This window comes from Exiguobacterium sp. SH4S7, assembly GCF_004336795.1.
Taxonomy (GTDB): domain Bacteria; phylum Bacillota; class Bacilli; order Exiguobacteriales; family Exiguobacteriaceae; genus Exiguobacterium; species Exiguobacterium aurantiacum_A.
Genome location: NZ_SJUT01000003.1, coordinates 85,685 through 111,252, shown reverse-complemented (window position 1 = coordinate 111,252; position 25,568 = coordinate 85,685). Strand labels below are relative to the sequence as shown.

The following is a 25,568-nucleotide window of genomic DNA, read 5'->3' as shown; positions in this document are numbered from 1 at the left end:
CTTCATCCTTTAGCGGATGAAGGTGTATTTTTTAGAACAACGTATACGGGTTGACGCTGTTGGCGGCTGTCGAGCCGCTATAGACGTACTTGTTTTTATGGATCTCGAAGTGGAGGTGGCTCCCGAACGAGTTGCCTGTATTCCCGATCGTCCCGATGTTCGCGCCTTTTGAGATCGATTGGCCTTTGACGACGTTCAACCGATCCATGTGGGCATAGACGCTCGTATATGCTTGGCCGTTGATCGTGTGCGAGATCATGACGTGGTTCCCGTAGGCGCCATAGTTTCGGGCGACGATGACTTGACCGGAAGCGGCCGCTTGGATCGGTGTCCCTTTGGCGGCCGCGATGTCGATGCCGTTATGGAACGTGTAACCGTACTTTCCGCTCGCCGGGCCATACCCTTGCGACAATCTGCCTTGCGCCGGCATGATGAATTTAGCTGCCGTGGCCGTTTGTAACGCCGTACCGCTATATTTTTTGACATATGTACTCGCTACATATTTCGTGCTGCCGTTGTAATTGATTTTCGTCCATGAGCCGGTCGCCCCTAGATACGTGAACGATTGACCGAGCTTGGCGCTGCCGACCTTTTTGTAGGCGGTCGATGGACCCGTCCGCACGTTCAAGCTGTTCGTTGTGATTTTGACTTTATAAGAAGTGGCTGCTTCTACCGGTGTTGACGTTTGAAGCGTCAAACCGGAAACGAGAAGTGCGCCGAGAGTAATTGTCATTAATTGTTTTTTCATTTTTTGGTAAATCCTTTCGGTCAGTTAACAGGGCGACGGAACGATGTTTTTCTTAACCTTCTTTAGGAATTTTACCATCAAAAAATATAAACAAATATGTCATTTATATTTCAAAAAAATATATTGACATTTTACTATTAAATATAGGGTATATCATCTAATTGAAGCGATTGATCGAAGAGTTGGAGCGGGAAGAGGAAGACGCAAAAGCAAAACAAGAGGAATCGACAATGAAAGCGGCCGAATAACAAGGCCGCTTTTGTCATGTCTCGGTATGAAGTTGTGCTTCAATCAACTCGACGGCGATTGTCAGCGCTTGAATGCGCCGTTTCGCTAGTGTCAGTTGGGACTTATAGCGCTCAGGCTCATCTTTTGCCTCGAGCGTCTTTATCGTCACGTTCAGCTTGTAGAGAATCGAGTCGATTTGTCGTTTCGCTTCTGTTAGTTCTATGGCTGAATAATCCATGTTGCCTCCTAAGTAAGTGTTTTTCTCCAGTATACATATGAAAAACCGAGGCGGGCGCCTCGGTTTAGCGTATTTGCGGTATATATTTTCTGGTACGGCGGTTTGACGAGCGCGGTGCGACGAGGAAGAACAATCCTAACATCACCCCAACTCCAAGTCCCCATAGACTGTTGAACAAAAACATCAACACGATCCCGAAGACGAGTCCAATACTCACATCACCCATACGGTCAAACATTTACAACCACCTTTTCTTTGTTTGCTAGACCAATAATTTACCCGGATTTTAGACGAGATACACCTAACGACGAGATCTAGCTAGCATGTGTTTCTTTATGATACGTTTTTCTGCGAATTTGGTTTCGTTTTGTAAAAACTATAGACGACACTGATCAAGATGACGAGTACGATCGCACCGAGCGACATCCAGATCGGCATCTTGTAGACGTCACCGAAAATCATCTTCGTCCCGATGAAGACGAGCATGAAGCTGAGCCCATGCTTCAAATAGTAGAAGCGATCGATCAAGTTGGCGAGGACGAAGTAGAGGCTACGCAATCCAAGGATCGCCATAATGTTCGCGTAGAAGATGATATACGGGTCACGCGAGTAGGCGAAGCTTGCTGCGACCGAGTCGACGGCGAAGACGATGTCCGACAACTCGATAAAGATCAAAGCGATGAAGAGCGGTGTGAAGAATAACTTGCCGTTGATCCGCTTCGTGAATTTCCCGGACGACATGTCTTGCGTGAGCGGCAAGTGGTTTTTCAACCAGTTGATCGTCTTGTTGTCCTCGAGCGACTCATCCTTGCCGATATTTTTGAACATCATCCAGCCCGTATAGACGAGGAAAGCGCCGAACACGTAATAGACCCAACCGAAGTTCTCGAGAAGCGACACACCGGCGACGATGAAGATGGCCCGGAAGAGAATCGCACCGAGGATGCCCCAGAACAACACTTTATGCTGATACTTGAGCGGGATCGCGAAATAGGCGAAGACGAGCGAGAAGACGAACACGTTATCGATGGCGAGTGCCTTTTCGATGAAGTAGACGCTCGCATATTCGGTTGCGACCGTGCTGCCTTGCGAGTAGAACAACCAACCACCAAACGCAATGGCGATCCCGATCCAAACGAACGTCCATGTCCATGCCTCACGGAGCGAGACTTCGTGTGCCTTGCGGTGGAACACCCCGAGGTCAAGCGCGAGCATGAAGATGACGAGTGCCAAAAAGGCGATGAGTAGGGTCAACAATAATTCCTCCTTATAGGTTCATTTGAACTTTATATTATTATTATAAGTTCATATGAACTCAAAGTAAAGAGGATTCGTATTTCGCATTAAAACAAAGCGAGGAGAAATCAAACCTGTTGGGGCTATGGGAAGGGCTGGAAAATGGCACAGTCACATAAAAAAAGGCTTCTTAGCTGTTTTGCTAGGAAGCCCTTCGTCTTATTTTTTGCGTTTTTGAAATTGGTTGAAGACGCCTTTGACTTTATCCGTCAAGGAGTCGGAATGTCCTTCACCGCTTCGTTGGTTGGTCGTTTTATCATCGTTCATTTTCCCGGTGACTTCTTTCGCCTTAGCCGCAACTTGATCGATGATGTGGTCATACTTACCGTTTTGTTTATTTTCAGACATACGTCTAATTCCTCCTCGTTTCGAATCTTTATAAGTAATATAACCGAATTTGCACTAATCTAAACTTTTGAGGTCGTTAGAACTTATTTTTATGAAGGAGATCTCAATGATAGCGAGACTGACAAAGACAGGGAAGCCTCAGTGGTTTCCCTGTCTTTGTGTTGCCACGTCTTGGACGACGTCGGCGAGTGTCACGTGCTTCAACACAGATTCCATCGCCGCTTGGGCGTTGATGAAGATTGGTTCGATTGTCGCTTGGATATTTTGGCCGACGGGACATGCCGGATTCGGGTTGTCATGGATACTGAACAATTCATTCTCCTCGACGACGCTGACGGCGCGATAGACGTCATACAGCGAGATATCGGTCAAGTCTTTAGCGAGCTTCGCACCAGCTACGCCGGGTTTGACCTCGATTAATCCGGCTTTTTTTAGCATCGCCATGATTTTACGGATGAGGGCGGGATTCGTATTGACGCTTCCGGCCAAAAAGTCAGACGAGGTGACCCCGTCTTGATTGAACTCGATCAACGTCAGGATATGAATGCCGACCGCGAAACGGCTACTGATGGTCATAAGCCACCACCTTTCTGAACAATCATGTAAGCAGATTGGTTACATCCTTAGTATAACAGGGAACAAACAATTGACAAACGTATCAGCTGTAACTATTATGATTACATGTAACTGATTTAATTACAGGCTGAAAAGGAGGAAATGAATCATGAAATACTTAGTCACAGGTGCGACGGGGAAACTCGGATCAAAAATCGTCGAGGTGTTGCTCGAGTCGATACCGGCGAGCGAACTCGCAATCAGCGTTCGTAATCCGGAGAAAGCGGGAGCGCTGAAAGCAAAAGGAGTCGACGTTCGTCACGGCGACTTCGACAAGCCGGAAACGCTTGATGCGGCGTTTAAAGGTGTCGAGCGGTTGCTGATCATCTCGGCGGACGGGGACAACGACACGCGCATCCGTCAACATGCGAACGCGGTCGAAGCAGCGAAGCGGGCCGGGGTCAAGTTCATCGCCTATACGAGCCTCGCCGATGCGACAGAAAGTCAAAATCTCATGGCACCGCCGCACGTCGAGACGGAAGGGGCGATCGAACGAACCGGGATCCCGCATGCGTTCCTGCGCAACAACTGGTACTTAGAGAACGAGCTCGGTGGTATTCAAGGCGCGCTCGCCGGTGCCCCTTGGGTGACAGCGGCCCGTGACGGGAAAGTCGGTTGGGCGCTGCAACAAGACTACGCCGAAGCGATTGCGAACGTCCTCATGGCAGATGATTTCGAACAAGATATCTTCGAACTATCGGGTCCGCTCCACACACAAGCTGAACTCGTCGAAGCGCTCAGTGACGTACTCGGCCGTGAGGTCAAACTCCAAGAAGTTAGTGCTGAGGCGTACGCCGACGTCATGCGCGGTGCCGGTGTGCCGGAAGGGGCGATTCCGATTGTTGTCGGCATTCAAGACAGTATCCGCAACGGCTCGCTCGAAGTCGAATCAAATGACTTTGAGTTGGTGCTCGGTCGTCCGGTGACACCGCTCAAAGAGGCGCTTCAAAAATTCGTCACCGCGTTAGCATAACAACTACAGGACGGGATGCTTCGTCTTTCTGACCAGATTACAAATGACAACGTCACGTTCTCGATTTCGAAAACGTGACGTTTTTTGATGAATGCTAGTGATGGATCCTCACATATTTGCCCCTACGTCCGACATAGCATGTATACTAACAATTAATGGATAATCGAAAGCGTACATATGCAAGAACCGGTAAATATCATCTCGTTCATAGGGGGAGGGATTGTATGAAAAACATGATGTTTTCAATGGGAGTTGTCCTTGGATTGCTCTTACTTTTCGGATTAAGATATGAATTCAATGTGATTGGGGATATGGGCTTCAAAGTTACAGCCATCCTCATGTTTGTGACGATGCTCATCATTCGATCGGCTGCAAACATCTCTTTCTTCAGCCGTTAACTAAAAAACAGACCGCGAATCCAACATTCGCGGTCTGTTTTTTAGTTGGCCCGGGTTTCGAGTTGTCCGGTCACGTCTTCTAACGTGCTCGCGGTCGAAGCGAGGCGGTCCGACATCTGGCTCAGTTCTTTCTGGACGGCGACTTGTTCTTCGGTCGCGGCGGCGACGTGCTGAATCTGTTGTTGCAGTTCGCTCGCCGCTCGTTTTGTCGTCGCAAGGCGCGTCTCGAGCGTCTCCATTTGGGACGTCACGCGCTGACGCGTCTCTTGAATCGAACTGATTTGGCCATCGATCTCGGAGACGTCCTCGGTCAAGCGATGGAAGACGGCGGTCACATCGGCCGAGACGGTTTGACAGTTCTCGGTCGCGCGTTTGAACAACTGCGCCGAATCCCGGACGACGGTCGTGTCACTCATCAGTCCACCGAGGACGCGTGTCATCTCGGCCGCATAATCTCGGGACTGGACGGCGAGTTTCCCGACCTCAGAGGCGACGACGGCAAAACCGCGACCGGCGTCACCGGCCCGGGCTGCTTCGATCGAAGCGTTCAAGGCGAGCATGTTCGTCTGCTCGCTGATTGTCTCGACGTGTTGCAGGATGGCTTGAATCTCGGTCGACCGGTTCGACATCGTCGTGACGACACGTTCAAGCCGATCCGACTCACTGATAATCTCGTCGACTCTTGCCTCCATCCGTCGCATATCACCGTTCCCGGCAATGGCATCGGCCGCAATCCGTGACGAGGCGGCGGCCGTTTGGGCCATCCGTTCTTGGATGAGGGCGGTCAGGGAACGAATCGATTGAATCTCATCGGCACCATGATTCATCGATGTCTCTTGCTCGGTCGCATGGGCGACAATCGGATCGACCGTGACGGCGATCTGTTCCCCGGATTCGAGCGATTGATTGGCCACCGTCTCAAGTTCGGTCGCATGGTTTTTGAGTATCATGACGAGTTGGCTCGCGTCGGTGACGGCTTGTTTCAACAAGCGTTTTGTCTCGTTTTCCTGCTCCTTGACGCGTGATGACTCGAGGTTACGGAAATGGATCTGTGCGATTAGCACGGCACTGAGCAGGACGAGATAGACCGCATGGACGAGAAGCAGGCTGAACGGATAATCGGCCGTCCCGCAAATGATCTCAGGAACCAGGAAGTAGCCGGCCAAGTGTTGCACGGCGAAGATGACGGTGCTGTAGATGATCAAATCGATGCGGCGTATGAACGACAAAATCGCCAGCACGACGAAAATCGAGAAGTGGTACTCGACGAGCCCTTGTCCCCCAGCGACGGTCGAGATACTCGCGAACGTGAGCGTGAGCATCATCAATTGAGGAAAGGTGTGGGGCTTCACGCGATGGCTGACGACCATGGCAATCAACAGAACAATCGGGACAGCGAACAACACCCACGTCGCAATCGGATATACATAGTCGACAGAACCGTTCCGCAATACGATGTACGTATAGGCAAAATCAGTGAACCGGTGGAGCAGATGGACGATGACCGAAGTGAGGACGATAGCGGACGTGATGATGAGCATCAATTGATTTCGTTTTTGGACATTCATGTAGGTTCCTCGCATTCTGTATGTGTTTCTTTTGCGCTAATGTATTATCGGTCGGCCGTCCCGTTTTTATACTCAAATTGCAGACTCAACAGAAATACAGGCAGAAAAGACGGAGAAAGCACATTCATCGCTTTAAAAATGCTAAAAAAGGTCAACATTTTAAGGAAATAACTTCACAATCTCCCCTCACCTACGATAAAACAAATAGGGGGTATGACCATGAAGAATTTGAATATGTCAAAAAAGTTAGCGGTGTTGATTACCGTGTTTATCGCCACTCTTGTGATTGTGGCAGCACTCAGCCACGTCCTCATGGGACGTATGGCTGACGCGGGCGAAGAAATTTATGAGGAACGGCTGTTGCCGATTCGCTATTTAGGACAAATCCGGACGGACAACCGGGCGCTTGATGGTCATCTGCTAGAACTCATGTTGGTCACAGAGGGCGCTCGAAACGAGGAACTTCAAGGCAACATTACTGAGAGACGCGACAGCATCATCAATAATTTAGAATCGTTCGAGACGTCATTCCAGTCCAATGACCCAGAACTCGTAACCGCTATGGAACGTTTGAAAGAGGAGTCGGCAGCTTACCTAGAAGGTGTGGACGCGGTGACGCAACCAGCACTGCGTAATGAGAAGACGGCCGCTTACCGTGTCTATACGGATGAATTGAGACCGGTCCGACAAAAATTAGTCGAAACCGCGACGTTCGTCATGGACGGGATCAATCAAGAAGCAGAGACGGCGAGTGCGACGATGCAAGCAGACCGCGAACGATCCGTCCTCACCTTTTGGGCACTCGTCGCAATCGGCGGAGCGTTATCGATTGCGCTCGGCATCTACATCACACGACTAATCGTCCGTCCGATTCGTGAATTGAACAGACTGATGAGCCGGGCCGGTGCCGGTGATTTGACGGTTGAGAGCACATACGTGTCACGGGATGAGTTGGGTTCCCTCTCGACTTCGTTCAATGAGATGAAAGATAGTCTCCGGGAGTTGATCGGGAATGTCACATCGACCGCCGGACGCGTCGCGACGTCGTCCGATGATTTGAAATCGAACGTCGAAGAGACGACGAAAGCGACTGAGATGGTCGCCGTCACGATGGAAGAGATCGCGTCAGGCTCGCTCCGTCAATTGACGCGGGTGAAAGAATCGAACGGCACACTGACGGAACTGACAAACGGAATCCATCATGTCTCGGACAGTGCCCAACAGATGACGGAGCTCTCGGAAGGAGCGCTCCGGAAAGTCGGTACCGGGAATGACTTGATCGAGACGCTCGAGACACAGCTCGAGGAGATGAATGAGAAAGTCAAAACACTCCAACACGTCATCGGTCAACTCGATGTCCGCTCTCAAGAAATCGGGACGATCACCGGAACGATTTCAGGTATCGCCGAGCAGACGAACTTGCTGGCGTTGAATGCAGCCATCGAAGCGGCCCGGGCTGGTGATCATGGACGCGGGTTCGCCGTCGTCGCCTCCGAAGTGAAAAAACTCGCCGAAGAGTCGGCCGTCGCAACGAAGTTGATCGCCTCGCTGATTACGGACACACAGACGGAGACGAAACAAGCCGTCAAGACGATGCATGTCGTCGAGGATGATATGGCGCATAGCGTGACGAACGTCCAACAGGCAGGGACGGCGTTCGATGAGATTAAGCTTGCGATTGAAGAAGTGAGCCGGAAAGTCGAGGAAGTGTCTGGTGCTGTCGAAGAGATGGCGGCAGGTGCGACCGAAGTGTTGACATCGGTGCATGAGATTCAAGGCATCACCGAGACGACGGCGACCGAGACCGAGAACACATCGGCGGCAACGGAAGAACAGATGGCATCAATGGAAGAAATCACGGCGTCGGCGCAAGAACTGTCGAATATGGCAGACGAGATGCGTGAGATGACGAGACGATTCAACGTCTAAAGCAAACGGATGAGGCAGCCGCCTCATCCGTTTGTTTGTTTATTCTGACGTTAGCCCGAGCCACTTCTTGACCGGATTCCGGAAATAGTAGGTGACGCCCAGTAAACTGACGAAGACGAGGGCGGCGATGAAGATCGTCGTCACGCTCCCTGAAGCGAGGCTAGCACCTAAAAAACTGTAGGCGAGTGTCCCGGGGATCATCCCGAGCACGGTTGCGAGCAGGAACGACTTGAACCGCACTTTCGCGATGCCGCCGGCGTAACTGAGTAGATCGAAACTGACGAGCGGAATCAGGCGCAGCACGAATACGTATAAAAAGCCGCGCTCCTCCATCTGGGCGAACAGTTTCTCCGACCACGGATACTTCTCGACTTTGAGCACCGAACGCCCGAACAGCCGAGCCATGACGTAGCCGGTCACCGCCGCTGCGGTCGCACCGAACAGGATATAGAGGACGCCGGGCCAGACACCGAATGCGAGACCGGCGCCGAGCGACAAGACGGACGTCGGCAAGAACACGAGCGGGCCGATCGCATAGATCAAGAAGAAGACGAGCGGTCCCCACCAGCCGAACGACAAGACGATGTCCCGGACGTCGGACGGGCGAAGCTCGTAATGGAAATGGGTGATATAGAAAATTGTCCCGAACAGGACGAGCATCAAACTGATTTTGAGCGGGCGTGGCACGAGGAATCATTCCTTTCGAATCAATCATTCTTTTGTCCATCGTATCCTACTTTTCCTTCGAATGAAGGTGAACTAGCTTGTAAACTTGTGCCTGATGTGCTGAAGAACTGTCGAACAGAGTAAATGAGAAGTATCAGATGACGAAGAGATTTATCGTCTGACGCGGTAGAATTATGATGACAAGATAAAGAAATCAAGAAGTTAATCAATGAAAAAAACGTTGACAGCGCTTTCGACCGCATGCTATCTTTTAGTCGATGGAACGTAACTGTTTATTCAGGCGTAACCTAAGAGCTTGCACACGTTTTTCTGAGTGTACCGCTTTTGTAGGTTATGCCTTTTTGTGTGGACAAGCACCTAAAAGAGAGGGACCTAATATGAAAGTTGTGAAAGTTTTTAACAATAATGTCGTTTTAATTGAAAATGATAATAATGTTGAAGAAATAGTGACTGGAAGAGGCATTGGGTTCGGTATTCGAGAGGGAGACACCTTGAAGGATGTCAAAATCACACAAAAATTTGTACTAGAAGAACAGGCATCTGTGCATGAGCTGGAAGCACTTCTACAACGAATTGATGTGAAGGACATCGAATTGGCCGGCGATATTCTCCAACTTTATGAAACTGAAGTAGGGAATACGGTCAACAATATGGCTCTGCTTGGACTAGCCGATCACATTAACTTTGCGGTCGAACGTGCGCGAAAAGGGATGAACTTCCGTTCCGCGTTAGAGTGGGAAATTAAGCAGCTGTATGCGAAAGAGTACTCGGTCGCTCTGAGAGCGGTGGGGCTGATGCAACAGAGAACGGGTATCGAGATTCCCGAACAGGAAGCTGCCTTCATCACTCTTCATTTTGTGAACGCCATCGGGACCCACAATCGTATGGAAGAGACGATTTTTATTACGAAAGTGATTCAAAGCATCTCTAATATCATCAAGTATCACTATGGTTTTGAGTTCAACGAGAAGTCGTTCTACTTCACCCGATTTATCACGCACGTCCGTTATTTCGTCAAGCGACAACTAGACAATGAAGTGGCTTCCGAAGAGACTTCAAGTCTTCTGAACGTAGTGAAGCTACAGTACGAAGACGATTATAACTGCGCAGTTAAGATTAAGGAGTTTTTAGAAAAACAACACGGTTGGAATATTTCGAATGAAGAAGTCGTGTACCTTACGTTGCATTTGCATAAACTATCATCTGATAAATAGGGGCGCAACTGTTCAGGCGGGCGTAACCTAAAGAATTGATCAATGACGGGCTTACAAGCTGTCATTATTGATTTTTTGGGTTACGCCTTTTCATTTTGACTAAGAGAGGAAGAAAAAGATGAAATATGAAACGGAAAGTAAGCAAATCATCGAATTAATCGGAGGTAAGAAGAACATCACGAATTTGGTCCATTGTGCGACCCGACTTCGATTCAGTTTGAAGGATTCAACAAAAGCAGATAAAGCATCGTTAGAAAAACTGCCGTACATTTTGTCCGTGGTCGATAGTGGTGGACAGTATCAAGTTGTCATCGGTAACGCCGTATCCGATTACTACACCACAATCAAACAATTGGCTGGAATCGGCGAAGCGTCAAGTGAACCGACAAAAGGGAAATGGACGCTCAATTCCGTCTTCGAGGTGATTTCTGGTGCGTTCTCACCATTGATTCCTGCCATGGCTGGATCTGGGATGATCAAAGCGCTTCTTACTGTACTCGTTCAATTGAATTTGTTGGCAGAAGGCAGTTCAACTTACGCGGTTTTGAGCGCAGCGAGTAATGCAGTGTTTTACTTCCTACCGATTTTTCTAGGGATGACGTTAGCGACGAAACTTGGAGGAAACATGTATGTGGGTGGTGCCATCGGGGCGGCCTTACTAGAACCTTCTTTTACAGGCTTAATTGAGGTGGGGCGTACCGACTTTTTGGGACTGCCATTAGAAGCGGTCAGCTATGCGACAACGATTTTCCCGATTTTTATTGCGATGGCGATTTATGCCCAAGTGGATCGTTTCTTGAAGAAATTCATCTATCGTGACATTCAGTTATTTGCGGTGCCAATGATTGCTTTGATGATCATGGTACCGTTGACGGCGATTTTGTTTGGACCGATTGGGACAGACGTTGCGAACGCGTTAGCATCTGGTGTCAACTGGTTGATTGACAGTAGTAAGCTCATTTCTGGCTTTGTCCTTGGGGGTGGGATGACGTTCATGGTGATGTTTGGACTCCATTGGGGATTTTCTCCGCTTACGTTGGAGAACTTGAGCAAATACGGTGGAGACCCGATCGAAGGGATGGCAGTGGCAGCGGTGTTCGCGCAGGTCGGGATCGCCATCGGATTTTATCTTCGGGCGAAGAAACATTCAAAAATGCGTGCGTTGGCAGGTCCGACCGTCATGACGGGATTGCTCGCTGGGATTACCGAGCCGATTGTCTACGGGATTATTTTACGGTATAAACGGTTGTTACCGATTGTAGCGATTGCAGGTGGAATCGGAGGCGCGATTTGTGGAGTTTCAGATGTGACATTAAACGCTTACGTGTTCCATAACATCTTCTCGATGCCGGCATATACGCCGACGCTCGGGTATTTGGCGGGTGTCTCTACGTCGCTTGTGACTGGAGCTGTACTAGCGTATTACTTCGGCGTAAAACAGGACGAAATGACCGATTTTTATTCGGAAAACCAAGAGAACAATAGTCAAGAAAGCCAACTACAAGGCGTGACGATGGTTCATTCGCCTGTAGTCGGCGCTGTGATTCCGCTCGATCAAGTGGAAGATGCGGTCTTTTCAAGCGGGGTGGCGGGAAAAGGCGTGGCGGTCGTTCCTGATGAAGGACGAGTCGTCTCCCCATTCGATGGAACGGTCATCGTCGCGTTCCCTTCTAAGCATGCGATCGGTCTCAAATCCGATACGGGAGCGGAATGTTTAATCCATGTTGGAATCGATACCGTGAATCTGGAAGGTAAATTCTTTGAAGCGCATGTCGTGGCAGGCGAACAGGTCAAGCAAGGACAGACGATTTTGACGTTCGATAAAGATCAAATCTTGGCTGCAGGTTATAAATTGACGACCCCTGTGATCATCACGAACGGAGACAGTATGAACCGATTGGACTATGTGCAGACGACTGGAGAAATCACGACAGACACGGTCTTATTCTCTGTGTCGAAATAAGAGGAGGAATTCAAAAGATGAAAACAGATTTCCTATGGGGTGGCGCAATCGCCGCGCACCAAGTTGAAGGAGCATGGCAGACAGATGGGAAAGGCATAAGCATTGCGGATGTAATGACAGCGGGGACGAAAAATCAAGCCCGAAAGATCACGGACGGCGTCCTCCCTGGAGAATATTACCCAAACCACGAAGGCATTGATTTTCATGGTCGGTATAAAGAAGACGTGAAGATGTTTGCCGAGATGGGTTTTAAATGCCTGCGTACGAGCATCGCCTGGACACGAATTTTCCCGAACGGAGATGAGGCTGAACCTAATGAGGCTGGACTACAGTTTTACGACGACTTGTTCGACGAGCTATTGCGTCATGATATCGAGCCTGTGATCACGCTCGCACATTTTGAAATGCCTTACCATCTAGTCAAACAGTATGGGGGCTGGCGAAATCGTAAGATGATCGACTTCTTCACGACATTCGCGGTCACCGTCATGAAGCGCTATAAAGACAAAGTGAAATATTGGTTGACATTCAATGAAATCAACAATCAACGAATCTTAGACAATCCGCTCTACTCTTGGACGAACTCCGGTATCTTATACGCGGAGGATGATGACAAGCTCGAGACGATGTATCAGGCCGCCCATTACCAATTCGTGGCGAGTGCTTCAATCGTCATAGAAGGCAAGAAAATTAATCCGGATTTTCAAATCGGATGCGTGTTAGCAGCGACGCCGAATTACCCTCTGACAAGTGATCCGGAAGATATTTTGTTGGCGCAAAGAGAAGATGATCAGCAACTCTTTTTCACCGATGTCCACGTGAGAGGGCATTATCCGAAACGTTTCATCAAAGAATGGGAAAGACGAGGATATCATTTCGATATGACGGAAGCGGATGTGGACATCTTAAAAGCAGGAACGGTCGATTATATCGGCATCACTTATTATTTAAGTAATACGGTATCCGTGCGGCCAGAAGCGGAGCGATTGAACGATGAACTGCTTGGCAATGAAACGATTGTAGCGAATCCGTATGTGGAATCCACGGAGTGGGGCTGGTCGATCGATCCGATTGGGTTACGCTACTATTTGAATTTGTTGAACAACCGTTACGAGTTGCCAATCTTCATCGTGGAAAATGGCTTCGGGTATGCAGATCGATTTGAAGATGGACGAGTCCATGACCAAGAACGCATCGAATACCTCAACCAACACATCACGCAGATGAAGTTAGCAGTTGAAGTGGATGGCGTCGACGTGATCGGCTATACCGTATGGGGATGCATCGATCCGATTTCATTCACGACAGGGGAGATGAAAAAACGCTACGGATTCATTTATGTGGACCGTGATAATGACGGGAAGGGGACGCTCAACCGCTATCGAAAAGATTCGTTCGAGTGGTATCGTCACGTCGTTCGAACGAACGGGAAGAGTCTTCGTTAAAGATAGATGAGATATCAAACAAATGGGATATTTCTATTGCGATATACGCGTCGTATAAAACCCGCACTGGTTCGCCGAGGGCACTGAAAAACTTCAAATGATTTTGAGCAAAGGAGCGTCATCTCGGATGAGATGGCGCTCCTCTGTTTTCATCTTCATCGATTTTGTTAACTGAACAATAATAAAACTAAAAACGTTTAACTTGTTTTAATTTAATATAAAAGACAAAAAACACTTTTTTTGTTTACTAAACATTATTTATTTTATGGACTGAATACGTTAGAATCAGAGTGTGGTGAAACTGATGAGGAGGGAATGGCTATGAAAGACATGATGAAACTGTCTGAAGCATTTACAAACATTTTTCACGAGGACTTCGAGCGGATATTTTTTGCCCCTGGCAGAATCAATTTGATTGGAGAGCATATCGACTACAATGGAGGGCACGTCTTTCCGGCGGCATTGACGTTCGGGACATACGCATTGGTACGACGTCGGGCGGATCGACAATGCCGTTTTTACTCGATGAATTTTCCGGAAGCTGGAGTGGTCACTGTCCCGTTAGAGGAGCTTGATTACCAAGACGCGCACGGATGGGTGAATTATCCGAAAGCGATGCTCCGTTACATGCTTGACGGACGTGAACCGGCGTTCGGATTGGACTTGCTGTACTTTGGTGATATCCCTAACGGTGCGGGCTTGTCTTCGTCGGCTTCGATTGAATTGGTGACGGCGGTCGCTCTGAATGCGGTGTTTGATTTGAACTTTGACCAACTCGACCTCGTCAAATTCGGACAACGCGCCGAGAATGAATACATCGGGGTCAACAGCGGGATTATGGACCAATATGCGGTCGGGATGGGCAAGAAGAATCAAGCGATGTTACTCGATTGCGATACGCTTGAATGTACGTATGCGCCGTTTGAGTTCGAAGATGTGAAAATTGTCATCATGAATACGAATAAGCGGCGTGAACTGGCCGACTCCAAATACAACGAGCGGCGACAAGAGTGTGACACGGCACTAGAAGTTCTCAATCAAGAATTGAATATCCGTGCGCTCTGTGATTTGGACAGTGACACACTAGCAGAAAGACAAAATCGATTTGAAGATGAGACCATCTATCGCCGAGCAAGACACGTCGTCAGTGAAAATGAGCGCACACGTGAGGCGCTTCGCGTACTTCAGGCTGGTGATGTCCATCGCTTCGGAGAACTGATGGATGCCTCTCATCGCTCGTTGGACAAGGATTATGATGTGACCGGTGTCGAGCTGAACACATTGGTCGAGGCGGCGTGGAGACATGGAGCGATTGGGGCACGCATGACGGGAGCCGGTTTTGGGGGTTGTGCCATCGCTTTGGTTCGAGAAGATGAGATTGTCCGTTTCATCCGCGAAGTCACTGCAGACTATGAACGTCAAATCGGATATGAGCCGACTTGCTACGTTGCTTCTATCGGAGAAGGAGCCCATGAAATCAAAAGAGGGGTCATCTCATGAGTATTCTCGTTGTAGGGGGTGCCGGTTATATCGGCTCTCATGCAGTCTATCAACTGATTGATCGAGGTGAAGAAGTCGTCGTTGTGGATAATTTGTCGACAGGACATCGACAGGCATTGCATCCGAATGCGACGTTTTATGAGGGGGATATCCGAGATAAAGTCTTTTTAGACAACGTGTTCTCTCAAAGTCAGTTTGACCAAGTGATCCATTTTGCGGCAAATTCGCTCGTCGGCGAGTCGATGGAGAAACCGCTCGATTATTATGACAACAACGTCTATGGGACCCAGGTGTTGTTAGAGACGATGGTGAGACATAGTGTGCTTGAAATCGTCTTCTCCTCGACGGCAGCGACGTATGGCGATCAGGAAATCATGCCGATCACCGAGTCGGCCCTGACACATCCGACGTCGACGTATGGTGAAACGAAGCTCGCGATGGAGAAAATGATGGGTTGGATCGGCAATGCCCATGGACTACGGTATGTGGCGCTCCGCTATTTCAATGTGGCAGGGGCGAGATCGGGTGGGGAGATTGGTGAAGACCATCATCCCGAAACACATCTCATCCCGCTCATTTTAGAAGTGGCGAACGGGAAACGGAACCATATCTCCATCTACGGAACGGATTATCCGACAGAAGACGGGACGTGCATCCGTGACTATATCCATGTGGAAGACTTGGTAGATGCCCATGTACGCGCCCTCCACTATTTGCGGGACGGTCAAAAGAGTGACGTGTTCAATTTGGGTTCGAATGCGGGATTCTCTGTCCATGAGATGATTCAGGCGGCCCGTCAAGTGACGGGACACGCGATTCCTGCGCAGGCGACAAAACGTCGAGCGGGAGACCCGGCACGTCTCATTGCCTCTGCGGAAAAAGCGAAGCGAATACTGGGGTGGTCTCCTGAAAGAACCGATATCACCCGTATCATCGCAGATGCATGGGCATGGCATGCCGCCCATCCTGACGGGTATCGTGAGGTGGAACGATGAGTGCGCTTGTGAATGGACTTGTGACGGCAACACTAAAGAGTGGTCTCATCAAGGAGCGGGATGTCATCTACGTCAAGAACCGGTTGCTCGCGATGATGGGAGCGACACCGAGCGATGAGACGACGAACGGTCGAATCCCGGAACTCGTCGACCGATTAGTAGAAGAGGCAGTCCGAACCGGTTTGACTGAGGACAGTCAGTCACGGCGAGATCGATTTGCGGCCGACGTGATGGACCAATTCATGCCACGCCCCTCAGATGTGGAGCGGGCGTTTTACGATAACTACACGATAGATCCGGTCATGGCGACAGATTACTTTTACCGGCTGTCGACAGACTCGAATTATATTCAGACAGAACGTACGAATAAGAATATCTCTTATCAAGTAAATACAAAGTATGGAGCAGTCGACATCACCATCAACGTGTCGAAGCCAGAGAAAGATCCAAAAGAAATCGCGCAGCAGAAGAGCGTGAAGCAAGAGACGGTCCCGTACCCGAAGTGTCTCCTCTGTGTCGAGAACGAAGGGTACGAAGGGCGCTTGGACCATCCGGCTCGAGCCAATCATCGGCTTGTGCCGCTCGAGCTCGGGGGTGAGGAATGGTATATGCAATACTCGCCTTACGTCTATTACAACGAACACTGCATCTTATTGTCGGGTGAACATCGGGAGATGCGAATCGACCGTTCAGCATTCTTTCGTCTGCTCGACTTTGTAGAAAAATTTCCGCATTACTTCGCGGGTTCGAATGCCGATCTGCCAATCGTGGGCGGTTCGATCTTGTCGCACGACCACTATCAAGGAGGACGATATACGTTTGCGATGGCGGAGGCGCGTGAAATAGGCCAATTCGCTTTCGAGAAATTCCCGGACGTGAGCGGTCACACGTTGCTCTGGCCGTTGTCGGTCATTCGGTTGCGTAGCCAGAATCAGACCAGTCTGGTCGCATGCGCCGATCGAGTCTTGTCGATTTGGCGCAACTATTCGGACGAAGCGTGTCACATCTTGGCCCGTACGGATGCCCCACATAATACAATCACACCGATTGCGCGAAAAAAAGGTGCATTCTTCGAGTTGGACCTCGTTCTTCGCAACAACCGGACGACATCGGAACATCCACTCGGCCTCTTCCATCCCCATGCTGATGTTCATCATATTAAACGAGAAAACATCGGATTAATCGAGGTGATGGGACTTGCCGTGCTCCCAGCTAGGCTCCAGAACGAGATGGACGTGGTGAAGAGATTTATTGTAGGCGAAGTGGATGACGTACAAGATCTCCATCGAGAGTGGGCCTTCGCATTGAAACGGAGATACGACGGAAGGGAGAACGTCGAACGCTTCGTCGAAGTGGCCGTGGCCGAGAAGTTTGTAAAGGGACTCGAGGACTGTGGCGTCTTTAAATTGGACGACAATGGACAAGAAGGACTTCAGCGCTTTATCCAAGTAATTCAATCTCAGAAATCAAGGAAGGCGGACGGGTGAAAACTTGTCTGCTTTTTACTTTACGGTTGAAACAAAGTTTACTGTTTAGTAAAATAAAATCATATTTTACTTAGTAATGGAGGAATGATTACTTTGACAAGCATTCGTGAAGTGGCGAAGAAGGCGGGCGTTTCGATTGCGACTGTATCCCGCGTATTGAATTCGGATGAGAAATTATCCGTCAGTCAAGAAACACGTGATAAAGTACTGCAAACAGCGAAACAATTAAAATATAGCCCGCGAGAGAAGAAGACGCATAAGAATCGGATCGCCACCCTCGGTTTGGTCACGACGGTCAACGAGATTCAAGAGATTGATGATCCTTATTTCCGTGCGATTCGTCGTGGGATCGAGCAAGAGGCTGAGCGCCTGAAAGTGAATGTGAATCGGGTGATTCGCTTGTCTGATAAAAAGGCGGACTGGGAAGGGCTCAATCACCTCGGAGGGATTCTTGTGCTCGGGACAGTCGATCCAAAGACATTGGAATCCTTGTACCAAGAGAACCCGAATATCGTTGTCATTGACGACTCGCATACGGATTCACGATTCGATGCTGTTTACTCGGACTTCAAGACGGTGACGACGGCGAGTCTCGAGCATTTATATGAGCATGGTCATCGCAACATCGCCTTTATTGGCGGACGACGTGTTGTGATGAATCAGAACGGAGAAGTTGAATTCAATGACAATGAGGACCGTTATCAAGCTTATTTAGCATGGATGGAACAAAAAGGTCTAGGTCAATTCACTCATGGCTTGTTAGGAGAGTGGAGTACGTTAGAAGGACTGCGTTTAGGTGAACAGTTGGCCGAGCGAAGCGATACGACAGCGGTGTTGGTCGCGAGTGACCCGATGGCCGTCGGTGTGTATCGCGCCTTTCAAAAGCAAGGATACAACATCCCTGAGGACATCTCGATTTCTAGTTTCGATGATATTGAAATCGCTGAATTCTTGACGCCTTCGTTGACGACCGTGAAGGTGGAGACCGAAGAACTTGGGAAATTTGCCGTCAAACTGGCATTGGAACGGATCCGTGAAGAACGAGATATTCCCGTACGAGTCATGATTCCGGCCAAACTGATTAAGCGAGAAAGTATCCATTATAAAAATTGAATAAAAGCAATTGACAAAGTGTTTACTAAACGTTAAATTATAGATATGTTTAGTAAACGCTTTTATTTTAGTTTTAATGAAAGCGCAACCACTATTGGGAGGTTGAGCCATGACGTTAATTCAAGTTCATGAAACAGAGAGAGTATTTCACTTAACAAACGAATATTTTAGTTACGTATTACGTGTCGAAGAAGGCGACGTGTTAGCCCAGGAGTATTTTGGGCAGGCGATTGCCACATATAACGGAGGTCGGTATTATCCGCGTGTCGACCGTTCGTTCTCCCCAAACTTTCCAGAGGCGACAGATCGACTGTATTCCCTTGATACACTTCTTCAAGAGTATCCGGGCTACGGCACGGGCGACTATCGGACACCAGCTCAGTTAATTCGTCATGAAGACGGTTCGACTGTGACGGATTTCCGATATAAATCCTATGAGGTCATCAAAGGGAAACCGCGCCTCGCGGGGATGCCTTCTCCTTATGTCGAGCAAGAAGACGAGGCGTCGACGTTGATCATCACGCTGGAAGACCCGAAAGAACGATTGGTTGCCCGGCTCGTGTACACGATCTACCGTGATCGGTCGATTTTGACGCGGTCCGCCCAGATCCAAAACGTCGGGACGGAGACGCATTATATCCAAAAAGCGGCGAGCCTGTCGCTTGACCTTCCGCTACAGGAGCTAGATGTCATCACGTTGAACGGGACGTGGGGACGCGAGCGGATGATGGAGCGTGAACGAGTGAAGCGGGGCGTGAAAGTGTTCGATAGTAAACGAGGATCTAGTAGTCATCAGATGAACCCGTTTCTCGCACTCGTTTCACCTGAGACGACCGAATATACCGGAGAGGCGATCGGCTTCAGTCTTGTCTACAGCGGCAGTCACCAAATGATGCTCGAGCGCGATTCTTATGGACAGACGCGTGTCCAACTCGGAATCAACGAGTTCGGGTTTGAATGGCGCCTCGATCCTGATGAACAGTTTGAGACGCCGGAAGTCGTCATCGCCTATAGCGCGAACGGCACGATGGAGATGTCACAATCATTCCATTCGCTCTATCGAGAACGGCTAGCACGTGGGAAGCATCGCGATGCGGAGCGTCCGATTTTAATCAATAACTGGGAAGCAACTTACTTCGACTTCGATGAAGACAAGATCAAATCGATCGTCGATGAGAGTGCCGCGCTCGGGATCGAACTATTCGTATTAGACGATGGATGGTTCGGTCATCGGGATGACGACTACACGTCGCTCGGCGATTGGTTCGAATATGAAACGAAAATCCCGAACGGATTGACTGGACTTGCAGACTATATTCACGCCAAAGGCATGAAATTCGGTCTATGGTTCGAACCGGAGATGATTTCGAAAGAGAGTGAACTCTTCAAACAGCATCCGGACTGGGCGATCCAAATCCCTGGACGTGGATTATCGAAAGGACGAGATCAATATGTACTCGACTTTAGCCGGAAAGAGGTCCGCGACAACATCGTGCACCAAATGATCGAGGTGCTCGACCGTGTTCCGATTGACTATATCAAATGGGACTTCAACCGCAACGTGACCGAGGTCTTCTCGGCGGCACTACCGAGTGACCAGCAAGGAGAAGTCCTTCATCGCTATGTGCTCGGGCTATACGAAGTGCTCGAGACGATCACGGCACGTTATCCGGATATCTTGTTCGAAAGCTGTTCAGGGGGCGGCGGTCGGTTCGACCCAGGCATGCTCTACTATATGCCGCAAACGTGGACGAGTGATAATACGGATGCCATCGCACGCTTAAAAATTCAACACGGTACGAGTATGGTTTATCCGATCTCTTCGATGGGCGCACACGTCTCGGCCGTACCGAACCATCAGACACATCGTGAGACGAGTCTGAAGATGCGCGGCGATGTCGCGATGTCTGGCGTGTTTGGTTATGAGCTCGATGTGACCGAAATGTCAGAGGAAGAAAAAGCCACTGTGAAAGATCAAGTCACGTTCTATCAAGCGCATCGCCGTACGTTCCAATACGGCACATTCTACCGACTCAAGAGCGCGTTCGACAGCAATCATCCAGCCTGGATGTTCGTCTCAGAAGATGGGGAAGAAGCCATCGCTTGCGACTTCAGCGTCCTCAGTGAGACAGCACCACTCATCCGTGTCTTCAAATTGAAAGGGTTGGACGAAAAAGCGGTCTATGAGGTGGACGGACGACGTTATGGTGGCGATGAGCTGATGCGTGTCGGCTTCTATATCGAACCTGTCGTCAAAGGTGACTTCGCGAGTAAGTTGTATGTACTGAAAAAAGTAAACGAACATCAAGGAGGTCAATCGAAATGAATAAAACAGTGAAACTTGGCATGGCAGGGCTCGTCGCATCTTCTCTCGTCATCGCGGCGGGTTGCTCAGGTGGGGCCGACTCGGATCAAACAGAAATCGAATTCTTTTCACAAAAAGTCGAGATGAAAGGTACGCTTGAAGAAATCATCGAAGACTTCGAAAAAGAAAATCCAGACATCGACGTCAAGTTGACGAGCGTGAGCAATGCCGGAACAGTGTTGAAGACACGGATCGCTGGTGGTGACATTCCGGATATCGTCCATACGTATCCACAAAATGCTGATTTCAAAGGATGGGCCGCTGACGGTAAATTCCTTGACCTGTCTGAAGAAGACTTCCTCAGTAATTTGAAAGAAAGCGCGGCAGAATCGTATGCAATCGATGGAAGCATTTATTCACTTCCGCTCAACTCGAACGCGTGGGGCTTTTTCTACAACAAGTCGAAATTTGAAGAACTTGGACTTGAGGCGCCGAAGACGTGGGCGGAATTCGAAGATGTCGTGAACGAGATTAAAGATGCGGGAGAGACACCGTTCGCTGCAGCGCTCACAACAGATGACTCGTGGACGATGAACGGATACCATCAGCTTGCTTGGGCGACAACGACAGGCGGTTTTAATCAAACGCAAGATGCCTTGAAAAACAGTCCGAAAGATGGCATCCAAGTCGGCAACGAAGACTTTGAGGCAGTCGCGGAAGAGTTGAGCCTTGTCAGTGGCAACACACAAAAGAATGCGAACGGTGCCTCGTACAGTGATGCCGTCGCACTCTTCGCGAGCGGGGAGGCTTTAATCTTCCCGAACGGTATTTGGGCCCTTCCGGTCATCCGTGATCAACAACCAGACTTCGAAGTGAGCATGTTCGCGTATCCAGGACAAGAAGCGGGACAAGAGATGACAGTCGGCGCGGCCGATTTGGCACTTTCGGTCTCAGCTGCCGGATCTGACGCAGAACAAGAGGCATCGAAAAAGTTGCTCGCGTATATGACGGAAGGGGAAGTCATGCAGAAATACTACGACAAAGACGGTTCGCCGACTTCGGTCGAAGCTGTTGACGCAGAAGGGGCGTTCGAGGAAACGAAAGCTGTATCTGACCTCGTCTTCACGGACAAACAGATTATCTGGCTCCATTCCGAATGGCCATCAGAAGAAGAGTTCTGGCACCTTACAGTCGATTATATGAACAAAGGAGATAAAGATCAGCTCGCGAACGATTTGAACGCCTTCTTCAACGGTATGAAATAAAACATAAAGGAGTTGCACCATGAGAGAGAAAGGTTTTGTCAACCGCTACTGGCCGTACCTGTTCATTCTTGTGCCGCTCTTGCTTCAAATCGTGTTCTTCTTCATACCGCTCGTACAAGGTGTGATCTACAGTTTCACGGACTGGACAGGGCTAACAAGTTCTTATAATTTCATCGGATTCGATAATTACTTGGCCATCTTCTCAGATGCGAAATTCTTATCGAGCATCGGCTTCACGTTACTCTTCACGATCGGGCTCGTCGTCGGGCAGATCGTGCTCGGTATCGCGATTGCCCTGCTGTTAAATCAAAAGATTAAAGGAGTCGGGCTGTTCCGAACAGCCTACTTCTTCCCGGCGGTCATCAGTACCGTAACGCTCGGCTTGATCTTCAAACAGTTCTTCAACTATGGACTCGTTCCACTCGGAGAGGTTTTAGGAATTGAATGGCTCTCTCAAAGTTTGATTGCCAATGAAGGGACAGCGTTTTGGGGGCTTCTCTTTGTCGCACTTTGGCAAGGAGTAGCCATTCCAGTCGTCATCTTCTTGGCCAACTTGCAAAGCATCCCGAACGAGATTCGGGAAGCGGCCTCGATCGACGGGGCGAACCGGTGGCAGACATTCAAGAGCATCGAGTTACCATTCTTGTCGCCGGCCATCAGTATCGTCCTCATTTTAGCGATGAAGGCTGGGTTGACGGCGTTCGACCTCATCTATGCCTTGACGGGCGGAGGACCGAGCGGCTCGACCACGTCACTTGGGTTGCTCGTATACAACTATGCGTTTAAGAACAACGAGTTTGGATACGCCAGCGCCATTGCGATCGTGCTCTTTGTAATCATCGCGATCGTCTCTGTCATCCAAATCAATTCTTCGAAAAAATTTGAAGTGTAAGGAGGGGCATCATGAAAAAGGACAAAATTCATATACCGACATACGTGTTTCTGACAGTAGGGCTCGTCTTGATCGCCCTTCCGATGTATTTAACCGTGTTGAACTCGTTCAAAGAGACGCGTCAAATTACCGGCGGCTTCTTCGAGTTACCGGACCCGTTCACACTCGATAACTTCCGTCGTCTGTTAGACGATGGGGTCGTCCAATACTTTGCCAACTCGATGACAATCACGATCTCATCGATCGCGCTTATCATCTTGATCGTCCCGATGGCTGCTTATGCACTCGCGCGGACGATGCCACGTAACCGTGTCTTCCAAGGAATCTATATCATGTTGATCATCGGAATCTTCGTTCCGTTCCAAGTCATCATGATCCCAATCACGTCGATGATGTCGGACTTGGGGTTGTCTAGTAAGTTTGGGCTGATCATTTTGTACCTCACGTATGCGGTCCCGCAGTCGCTGTTCCTGTACGCAGGTTATGTCAAGACCGTCATTCCGAAAGAACTGGATGAAGCGGCGGCCATCGACGGAAGTGGAAAGTTCAATACGTACTTCAAAATTATCTTCCCGATGATGAAGCCGATGCACGCAACGGTGCTCATTTTGAACGCACTTTGGATCTGGAACGACTTCTTGCTTCCGTTACTTCTTCTCAACCGGGATGAATCGACGTGGACGCTCCCGTTATTTCAATTCAACTATCAAGGACAATACTTCAGTGACTTCGGGCCATCCTTCGCGTCATATGTCGTCGGGATCGCTTCGATTCTCATTGTGTACTTGTTCTTCCAACGCCATATCATTGATGGAATGGCGAACGGTTCTGTGAAATAAGCGAGGCTCCTACACGTGAAACGAAGACGGGTAGGAGCTTTTCAAAAGGAGAATAATCATGAGCTTAAAAAATGAAGTGATGTTGATCACCTATGCAGATAGTCTCGGTAAAAATTTGAAAGAACTTGATGAGATCACCCGTACGCATCTCGATGGGGTGATTGGTGGGATTCATTTGTTGCCGTTTTATCCTTCGTCTGGCGATCGTGGGTTCGCACCGATGGACTATATGAAAGTCGATGCGGCGTTTGGGTCGTGGGAAGACGTCCAACGTTTGAGTGAACGGTATGATTTTATGATGGACTTCATGGTGAATCACATTTCACGCCAGTCACCTTACTTCCAAGACTTTTTGGAGAAGAAAGAGGAGTCGCAGTACAATGACTTTTTCATCCGTTACAGTGAGTTTTGGCCAGGTGGAGAACCGGACCAAGACCAAGTTGACCTGATTTACAAGCGGAAACCGCGAGCGCCTTATGTAGAAGTCACATTCGCTGATGGGACGACAGAGAAGGTATGGTGTACGTTTGATGAAGAACAAATCGATTTAGACGTCACGAAAGACGCAACCCGTGACTTCATTAAACGACAGCTCGAGTTTCTCGTAGGAAAGGGAGCGTCAATCATCCGTCTTGACGCATTCGCCTATGCGAATAAGAAAATTGGGACGAACTGCTTCTTTGTGGAACCAGATATTTGGGAGATGCTCGAATATTGTGAGGAGGTCGTTGCCGACAAAGGCGCGACGGTTCTGCCTGAAATCCATGAGCATCACAGTATCCAAGAACGTATTGCTGAGAAAGGGTATTACGTGTACGACTTCGCTTTGCCGATGCTTGTGCTCCATGCGTTGTATAGCGGTCGTGCAGAACGATTGATCCGTTGGATGCAACGTTGCCCGCGTAATCAGTTCACGACACTCGACACACATGACGGAATCGGCGTAGTCGACGTCAAAGACCTATTGACGGACGAGGAGATTGAGATGACACGGGAAGCCTTGTACAGCAAAGGCGCGAACGTGAAGAAAATTTACAGCTCGGAAGCGTATAACAACCTCGACATCTACCAAATCAACTGCACCTATTATAGTGCGCTCGGAAACGATGACGCGTCATACTTGCTTGCCCGAGCCATTCAACTGTTCGCCCCAGGCATCCCGCAGGTGTATTACGTCGGACTTTTAGCTGGTGAGAATGACATCGAATTGTTGGAAGCGACGAAAGAAGGGCGGAACATCAACCGTCACTACTACTCGAAAGAAGAAGTCGCGAGCGAAGTCGAACGGCCGATTGTGCAGGAACTGTTCGATTTGTTCAAATTCCGAAATCGTTCAACGGCTTTCGATGGGGAGTTCGAAGTGCGGCAACCAACCGAGCACTCACTTGAAATCACTTGGACGCATGCATCGGTTCAAGCAATATTATCCGCCGACTTGTCGACGAAGGCATTTGAGATTCAAGAAACAAAGGAAGACGAGATGTCGTATAAGTACGAATCACCGTTTTTAATAAATAAATGA

The 25,568-nt window shown here is 49.2% G+C and carries 23 protein-coding genes; 15 read left to right on the top strand and 8 right to left on the bottom strand.

Translation table 11 applies throughout. The features are described 5' to 3' along the window. Nucleotides 1-31 precede the first annotated feature (31 nt). The 6 genes from EVJ29_RS07310 to EVJ29_RS07290 form a co-directional block, all read right to left on the bottom strand. Nucleotides 32-748: a peptidoglycan DD-metalloendopeptidase family protein gene (locus tag EVJ29_RS07310; protein WP_071398313.1), complete on the bottom strand. Its 717-nt coding sequence runs from the start codon at nucleotides 746-748 to the stop codon at nucleotides 32-34. Between the two features lie 262 nt (nucleotides 749-1,010). Further along, complete coding sequence (locus tag EVJ29_RS07305; protein WP_131443574.1) at nucleotides 1,011-1,214, bottom strand: hypothetical protein; 204 nt, start codon at nucleotides 1,212-1,214, stop codon at nucleotides 1,011-1,013. 64 nt (nucleotides 1,215-1,278) lie between these two features. Beyond that, nucleotides 1,279-1,452 carry a hypothetical protein gene (locus EVJ29_RS15465; RefSeq protein WP_201738997.1) on the bottom strand — a complete coding sequence of 58 codons (174 nt, stop codon included), beginning with the start codon at nucleotides 1,450-1,452 and terminating at the stop codon, nucleotides 1,279-1,281. A gap of 95 nt (nucleotides 1,453-1,547) precedes the next feature. Continuing rightward, nucleotides 1,548-2,468 (bottom strand): TerC family protein, encoded by a 921-nt coding sequence (locus EVJ29_RS07300; protein WP_131504920.1) that lies wholly within the window; start codon nucleotides 2,466-2,468, stop codon nucleotides 1,548-1,550. 201 nt (nucleotides 2,469-2,669) lie between these two features. Then, on the bottom strand, nucleotides 2,670-2,858 hold the full coding sequence (locus tag EVJ29_RS07295; RefSeq protein WP_071398311.1) for a hypothetical protein: 189 nt from the start codon (nucleotides 2,856-2,858) through the stop codon (nucleotides 2,670-2,672). A gap of 138 nt (nucleotides 2,859-2,996) precedes the next feature. Then, a complete protein-coding gene (locus EVJ29_RS07290) occupies nucleotides 2,997-3,434 on the bottom strand; it encodes an Rrf2 family transcriptional regulator (RefSeq protein ID WP_131504919.1) in 438 nt (145 codons plus the stop codon). Nucleotides 3,435-3,582: 148 nt separating this feature from the next. On the opposite strand from EVJ29_RS07290, the gene EVJ29_RS07285 reads away from it, so the two are divergent. Then, nucleotides 3,583-4,446, top strand: a complete 864-nt coding sequence (locus EVJ29_RS07285; RefSeq protein WP_131504918.1) for an SDR family oxidoreductase — start codon at nucleotides 3,583-3,585, stop codon at nucleotides 4,444-4,446. 224 nt (nucleotides 4,447-4,670) lie between these two features. After that, nucleotides 4,671-4,844: a hypothetical protein gene (locus EVJ29_RS15405; protein WP_161567337.1), complete on the top strand. Its 174-nt coding sequence runs from the start codon at nucleotides 4,671-4,673 to the stop codon at nucleotides 4,842-4,844. A gap of 41 nt (nucleotides 4,845-4,885) precedes the next feature. Here EVJ29_RS15405 and EVJ29_RS07280 read toward each other — a convergent pair whose 3' ends face one another. Continuing rightward, nucleotides 4,886-6,412 (bottom strand): methyl-accepting chemotaxis protein, encoded by a 1,527-nt coding sequence (locus tag EVJ29_RS07280; RefSeq protein ID WP_161567336.1) that lies wholly within the window; start codon nucleotides 6,410-6,412, stop codon nucleotides 4,886-4,888. 219 nt (nucleotides 6,413-6,631) lie between these two features. On the opposite strand from EVJ29_RS07280, the gene EVJ29_RS07275 reads away from it, so the two are divergent. Beyond that, nucleotides 6,632-8,341 (top strand): methyl-accepting chemotaxis protein, encoded by a 1,710-nt coding sequence (locus tag EVJ29_RS07275; RefSeq protein ID WP_131504916.1) that lies wholly within the window; start codon nucleotides 6,632-6,634, stop codon nucleotides 8,339-8,341. Between the two features lie 39 nt (nucleotides 8,342-8,380). Here EVJ29_RS07275 and EVJ29_RS07270 read toward each other — a convergent pair whose 3' ends face one another. After that, nucleotides 8,381-9,028, bottom strand: coding sequence for a TVP38/TMEM64 family protein (locus EVJ29_RS07270; RefSeq protein WP_131504915.1), 648 nt, complete (start codon nucleotides 9,026-9,028; stop codon nucleotides 8,381-8,383). A gap of 377 nt (nucleotides 9,029-9,405) precedes the next feature. On the opposite strand from EVJ29_RS07270, the gene EVJ29_RS07265 reads away from it, so the two are divergent. From EVJ29_RS07265 to gtfA, 12 genes are all read left to right on the top strand, one after another. Further along, nucleotides 9,406-10,242, top strand: coding sequence for a BglG family transcription antiterminator (locus tag EVJ29_RS07265; RefSeq protein WP_131504914.1), 837 nt, complete (start codon nucleotides 9,406-9,408; stop codon nucleotides 10,240-10,242). A 118-nt stretch (nucleotides 10,243-10,360) separates the two neighbouring features. Next, nucleotides 10,361-12,205 carry a beta-glucoside-specific PTS transporter subunit IIABC gene (locus tag EVJ29_RS07260; RefSeq protein ID WP_131504913.1) on the top strand — a complete coding sequence of 615 codons (1,845 nt, stop codon included), beginning with the start codon at nucleotides 10,361-10,363 and terminating at the stop codon, nucleotides 12,203-12,205. Nucleotides 12,206-12,222: 17 nt separating this feature from the next. After that, a complete protein-coding gene (locus tag EVJ29_RS07255; protein WP_131504912.1) occupies nucleotides 12,223-13,650 on the top strand; it encodes a 6-phospho-beta-glucosidase in 1,428 nt (475 codons plus the stop codon). A 321-nt stretch (nucleotides 13,651-13,971) separates the two neighbouring features. Next, nucleotides 13,972-15,150: a galactokinase gene (locus EVJ29_RS07250; protein WP_236633431.1), complete on the top strand. Its 1,179-nt coding sequence runs from the start codon at nucleotides 13,972-13,974 to the stop codon at nucleotides 15,148-15,150. Then, on the top strand, nucleotides 15,147-16,145 hold the full coding sequence (gene galE, locus EVJ29_RS07245) for a UDP-glucose 4-epimerase GalE (RefSeq protein WP_131504911.1): 999 nt from the start codon (nucleotides 15,147-15,149) through the stop codon (nucleotides 16,143-16,145). Before EVJ29_RS07250 ends, galE begins: the two co-directional genes overlap by 4 nt. Beyond that, nucleotides 16,142-17,632, top strand: a complete 1,491-nt coding sequence (locus tag EVJ29_RS07240; RefSeq protein WP_131504910.1) for a UDP-glucose--hexose-1-phosphate uridylyltransferase — start codon at nucleotides 16,142-16,144, stop codon at nucleotides 17,630-17,632. Before galE ends, EVJ29_RS07240 begins: the two co-directional genes overlap by 4 nt. Nucleotides 17,633-17,716: 84 nt before the next feature. Then, on the top strand, nucleotides 17,717-18,745 hold the full coding sequence (locus tag EVJ29_RS07235) for a LacI family DNA-binding transcriptional regulator (protein ID WP_201738996.1): 1,029 nt from the start codon (nucleotides 17,717-17,719) through the stop codon (nucleotides 18,743-18,745). 109 nt (nucleotides 18,746-18,854) lie between these two features. Further along, a complete protein-coding gene (locus tag EVJ29_RS07230) occupies nucleotides 18,855-21,071 on the top strand; it encodes an alpha-galactosidase (protein ID WP_131504909.1) in 2,217 nt (738 codons plus the stop codon). Then, nucleotides 21,068-22,315 carry an extracellular solute-binding protein gene (locus tag EVJ29_RS07225; RefSeq protein ID WP_131504908.1) on the top strand — a complete coding sequence of 416 codons (1,248 nt, stop codon included), beginning with the start codon at nucleotides 21,068-21,070 and terminating at the stop codon, nucleotides 22,313-22,315. Before EVJ29_RS07230 ends, EVJ29_RS07225 begins: the two co-directional genes overlap by 4 nt. Before the next feature lie 19 nt (nucleotides 22,316-22,334). Next, nucleotides 22,335-23,207 carry a carbohydrate ABC transporter permease gene (locus EVJ29_RS07220; protein ID WP_131504907.1) on the top strand — a complete coding sequence of 291 codons (873 nt, stop codon included), beginning with the start codon at nucleotides 22,335-22,337 and terminating at the stop codon, nucleotides 23,205-23,207. An 11-nt stretch (nucleotides 23,208-23,218) separates the two neighbouring features. Then, on the top strand, nucleotides 23,219-24,046 hold the full coding sequence (locus EVJ29_RS07215; protein WP_131504906.1) for a carbohydrate ABC transporter permease: 828 nt from the start codon (nucleotides 23,219-23,221) through the stop codon (nucleotides 24,044-24,046). Nucleotides 24,047-24,104: 58 nt separating this feature from the next. Further along, nucleotides 24,105-25,568, top strand: coding sequence for a sucrose phosphorylase (gene gtfA, locus EVJ29_RS07210; protein WP_131504905.1), 1,464 nt, complete (start codon nucleotides 24,105-24,107; stop codon nucleotides 25,566-25,568).

What these genes read in the sequence shown, in the direction of transcription:
- EVJ29_RS07310 (WP_071398313.1), bottom strand. Translation starts at nt 748, where the DNA reads ATGAAAAAACAATTAATGACAATTACTCTCGGCGCACTTCTCGTTTCC.
- EVJ29_RS07305 (WP_131443574.1), bottom strand. Translation starts at nt 1,214, where the DNA reads ATGGATTATTCAGCCATAGAACTAACAGAAGCGAAACGACAAATCGAC.
- EVJ29_RS15465 (WP_201738997.1), bottom strand. Translation starts at nt 1,452, where the DNA reads ATGTTTGACCGTATGGGTGATGTGAGTATTGGACTCGTCTTCGGGATC.
- EVJ29_RS07295 (WP_071398311.1), bottom strand. Translation starts at nt 2,858, where the DNA reads ATGTCTGAAAATAAACAAAACGGTAAGTATGACCACATCATCGATCAA.
- EVJ29_RS07290 (WP_131504919.1), bottom strand. Translation starts at nt 3,434, where the DNA reads ATGACCATCAGTAGCCGTTTCGCGGTCGGCATTCATATCCTGACGTTG.
- EVJ29_RS07285 (WP_131504918.1), top strand. Translation starts at nt 3,583, where the DNA reads ATGAAATACTTAGTCACAGGTGCGACGGGGAAACTCGGATCAAAAATC.
- EVJ29_RS15405 (WP_161567337.1), top strand. Translation starts at nt 4,671, where the DNA reads ATGAAAAACATGATGTTTTCAATGGGAGTTGTCCTTGGATTGCTCTTA.
- EVJ29_RS07280 (WP_161567336.1), bottom strand. Translation starts at nt 6,412, where the DNA reads ATGAATGTCCAAAAACGAAATCAATTGATGCTCATCATCACGTCCGCT.
- EVJ29_RS07275 (WP_131504916.1), top strand. Translation starts at nt 6,632, where the DNA reads ATGAAGAATTTGAATATGTCAAAAAAGTTAGCGGTGTTGATTACCGTG.
- EVJ29_RS07265 (WP_131504914.1), top strand. Translation starts at nt 9,406, where the DNA reads ATGAAAGTTGTGAAAGTTTTTAACAATAATGTCGTTTTAATTGAAAAT.
- EVJ29_RS07260 (WP_131504913.1), top strand. Translation starts at nt 10,361, where the DNA reads ATGAAATATGAAACGGAAAGTAAGCAAATCATCGAATTAATCGGAGGT.
- EVJ29_RS07255 (WP_131504912.1), top strand. Translation starts at nt 12,223, where the DNA reads ATGAAAACAGATTTCCTATGGGGTGGCGCAATCGCCGCGCACCAAGTT.
- EVJ29_RS07250 (WP_236633431.1), top strand. Translation starts at nt 13,972, where the DNA reads ATGAAAGACATGATGAAACTGTCTGAAGCATTTACAAACATTTTTCAC.
- galE (WP_131504911.1), top strand. Translation starts at nt 15,147, where the DNA reads ATGAGTATTCTCGTTGTAGGGGGTGCCGGTTATATCGGCTCTCATGCA.
- EVJ29_RS07240 (WP_131504910.1), top strand. Translation starts at nt 16,142, where the DNA reads ATGAGTGCGCTTGTGAATGGACTTGTGACGGCAACACTAAAGAGTGGT.
- EVJ29_RS07235 (WP_201738996.1), top strand. Translation starts at nt 17,717, where the DNA reads ATGATTACTTTGACAAGCATTCGTGAAGTGGCGAAGAAGGCGGGCGTT.
- EVJ29_RS07230 (WP_131504909.1), top strand. Translation starts at nt 18,855, where the DNA reads ATGACGTTAATTCAAGTTCATGAAACAGAGAGAGTATTTCACTTAACA.
- EVJ29_RS07225 (WP_131504908.1), top strand. Translation starts at nt 21,068, where the DNA reads ATGAATAAAACAGTGAAACTTGGCATGGCAGGGCTCGTCGCATCTTCT.
- EVJ29_RS07220 (WP_131504907.1), top strand. Translation starts at nt 22,335, where the DNA reads ATGAGAGAGAAAGGTTTTGTCAACCGCTACTGGCCGTACCTGTTCATT.
- EVJ29_RS07215 (WP_131504906.1), top strand. Translation starts at nt 23,219, where the DNA reads ATGAAAAAGGACAAAATTCATATACCGACATACGTGTTTCTGACAGTA.
- gtfA (WP_131504905.1), top strand. Translation starts at nt 24,105, where the DNA reads ATGAGCTTAAAAAATGAAGTGATGTTGATCACCTATGCAGATAGTCTC.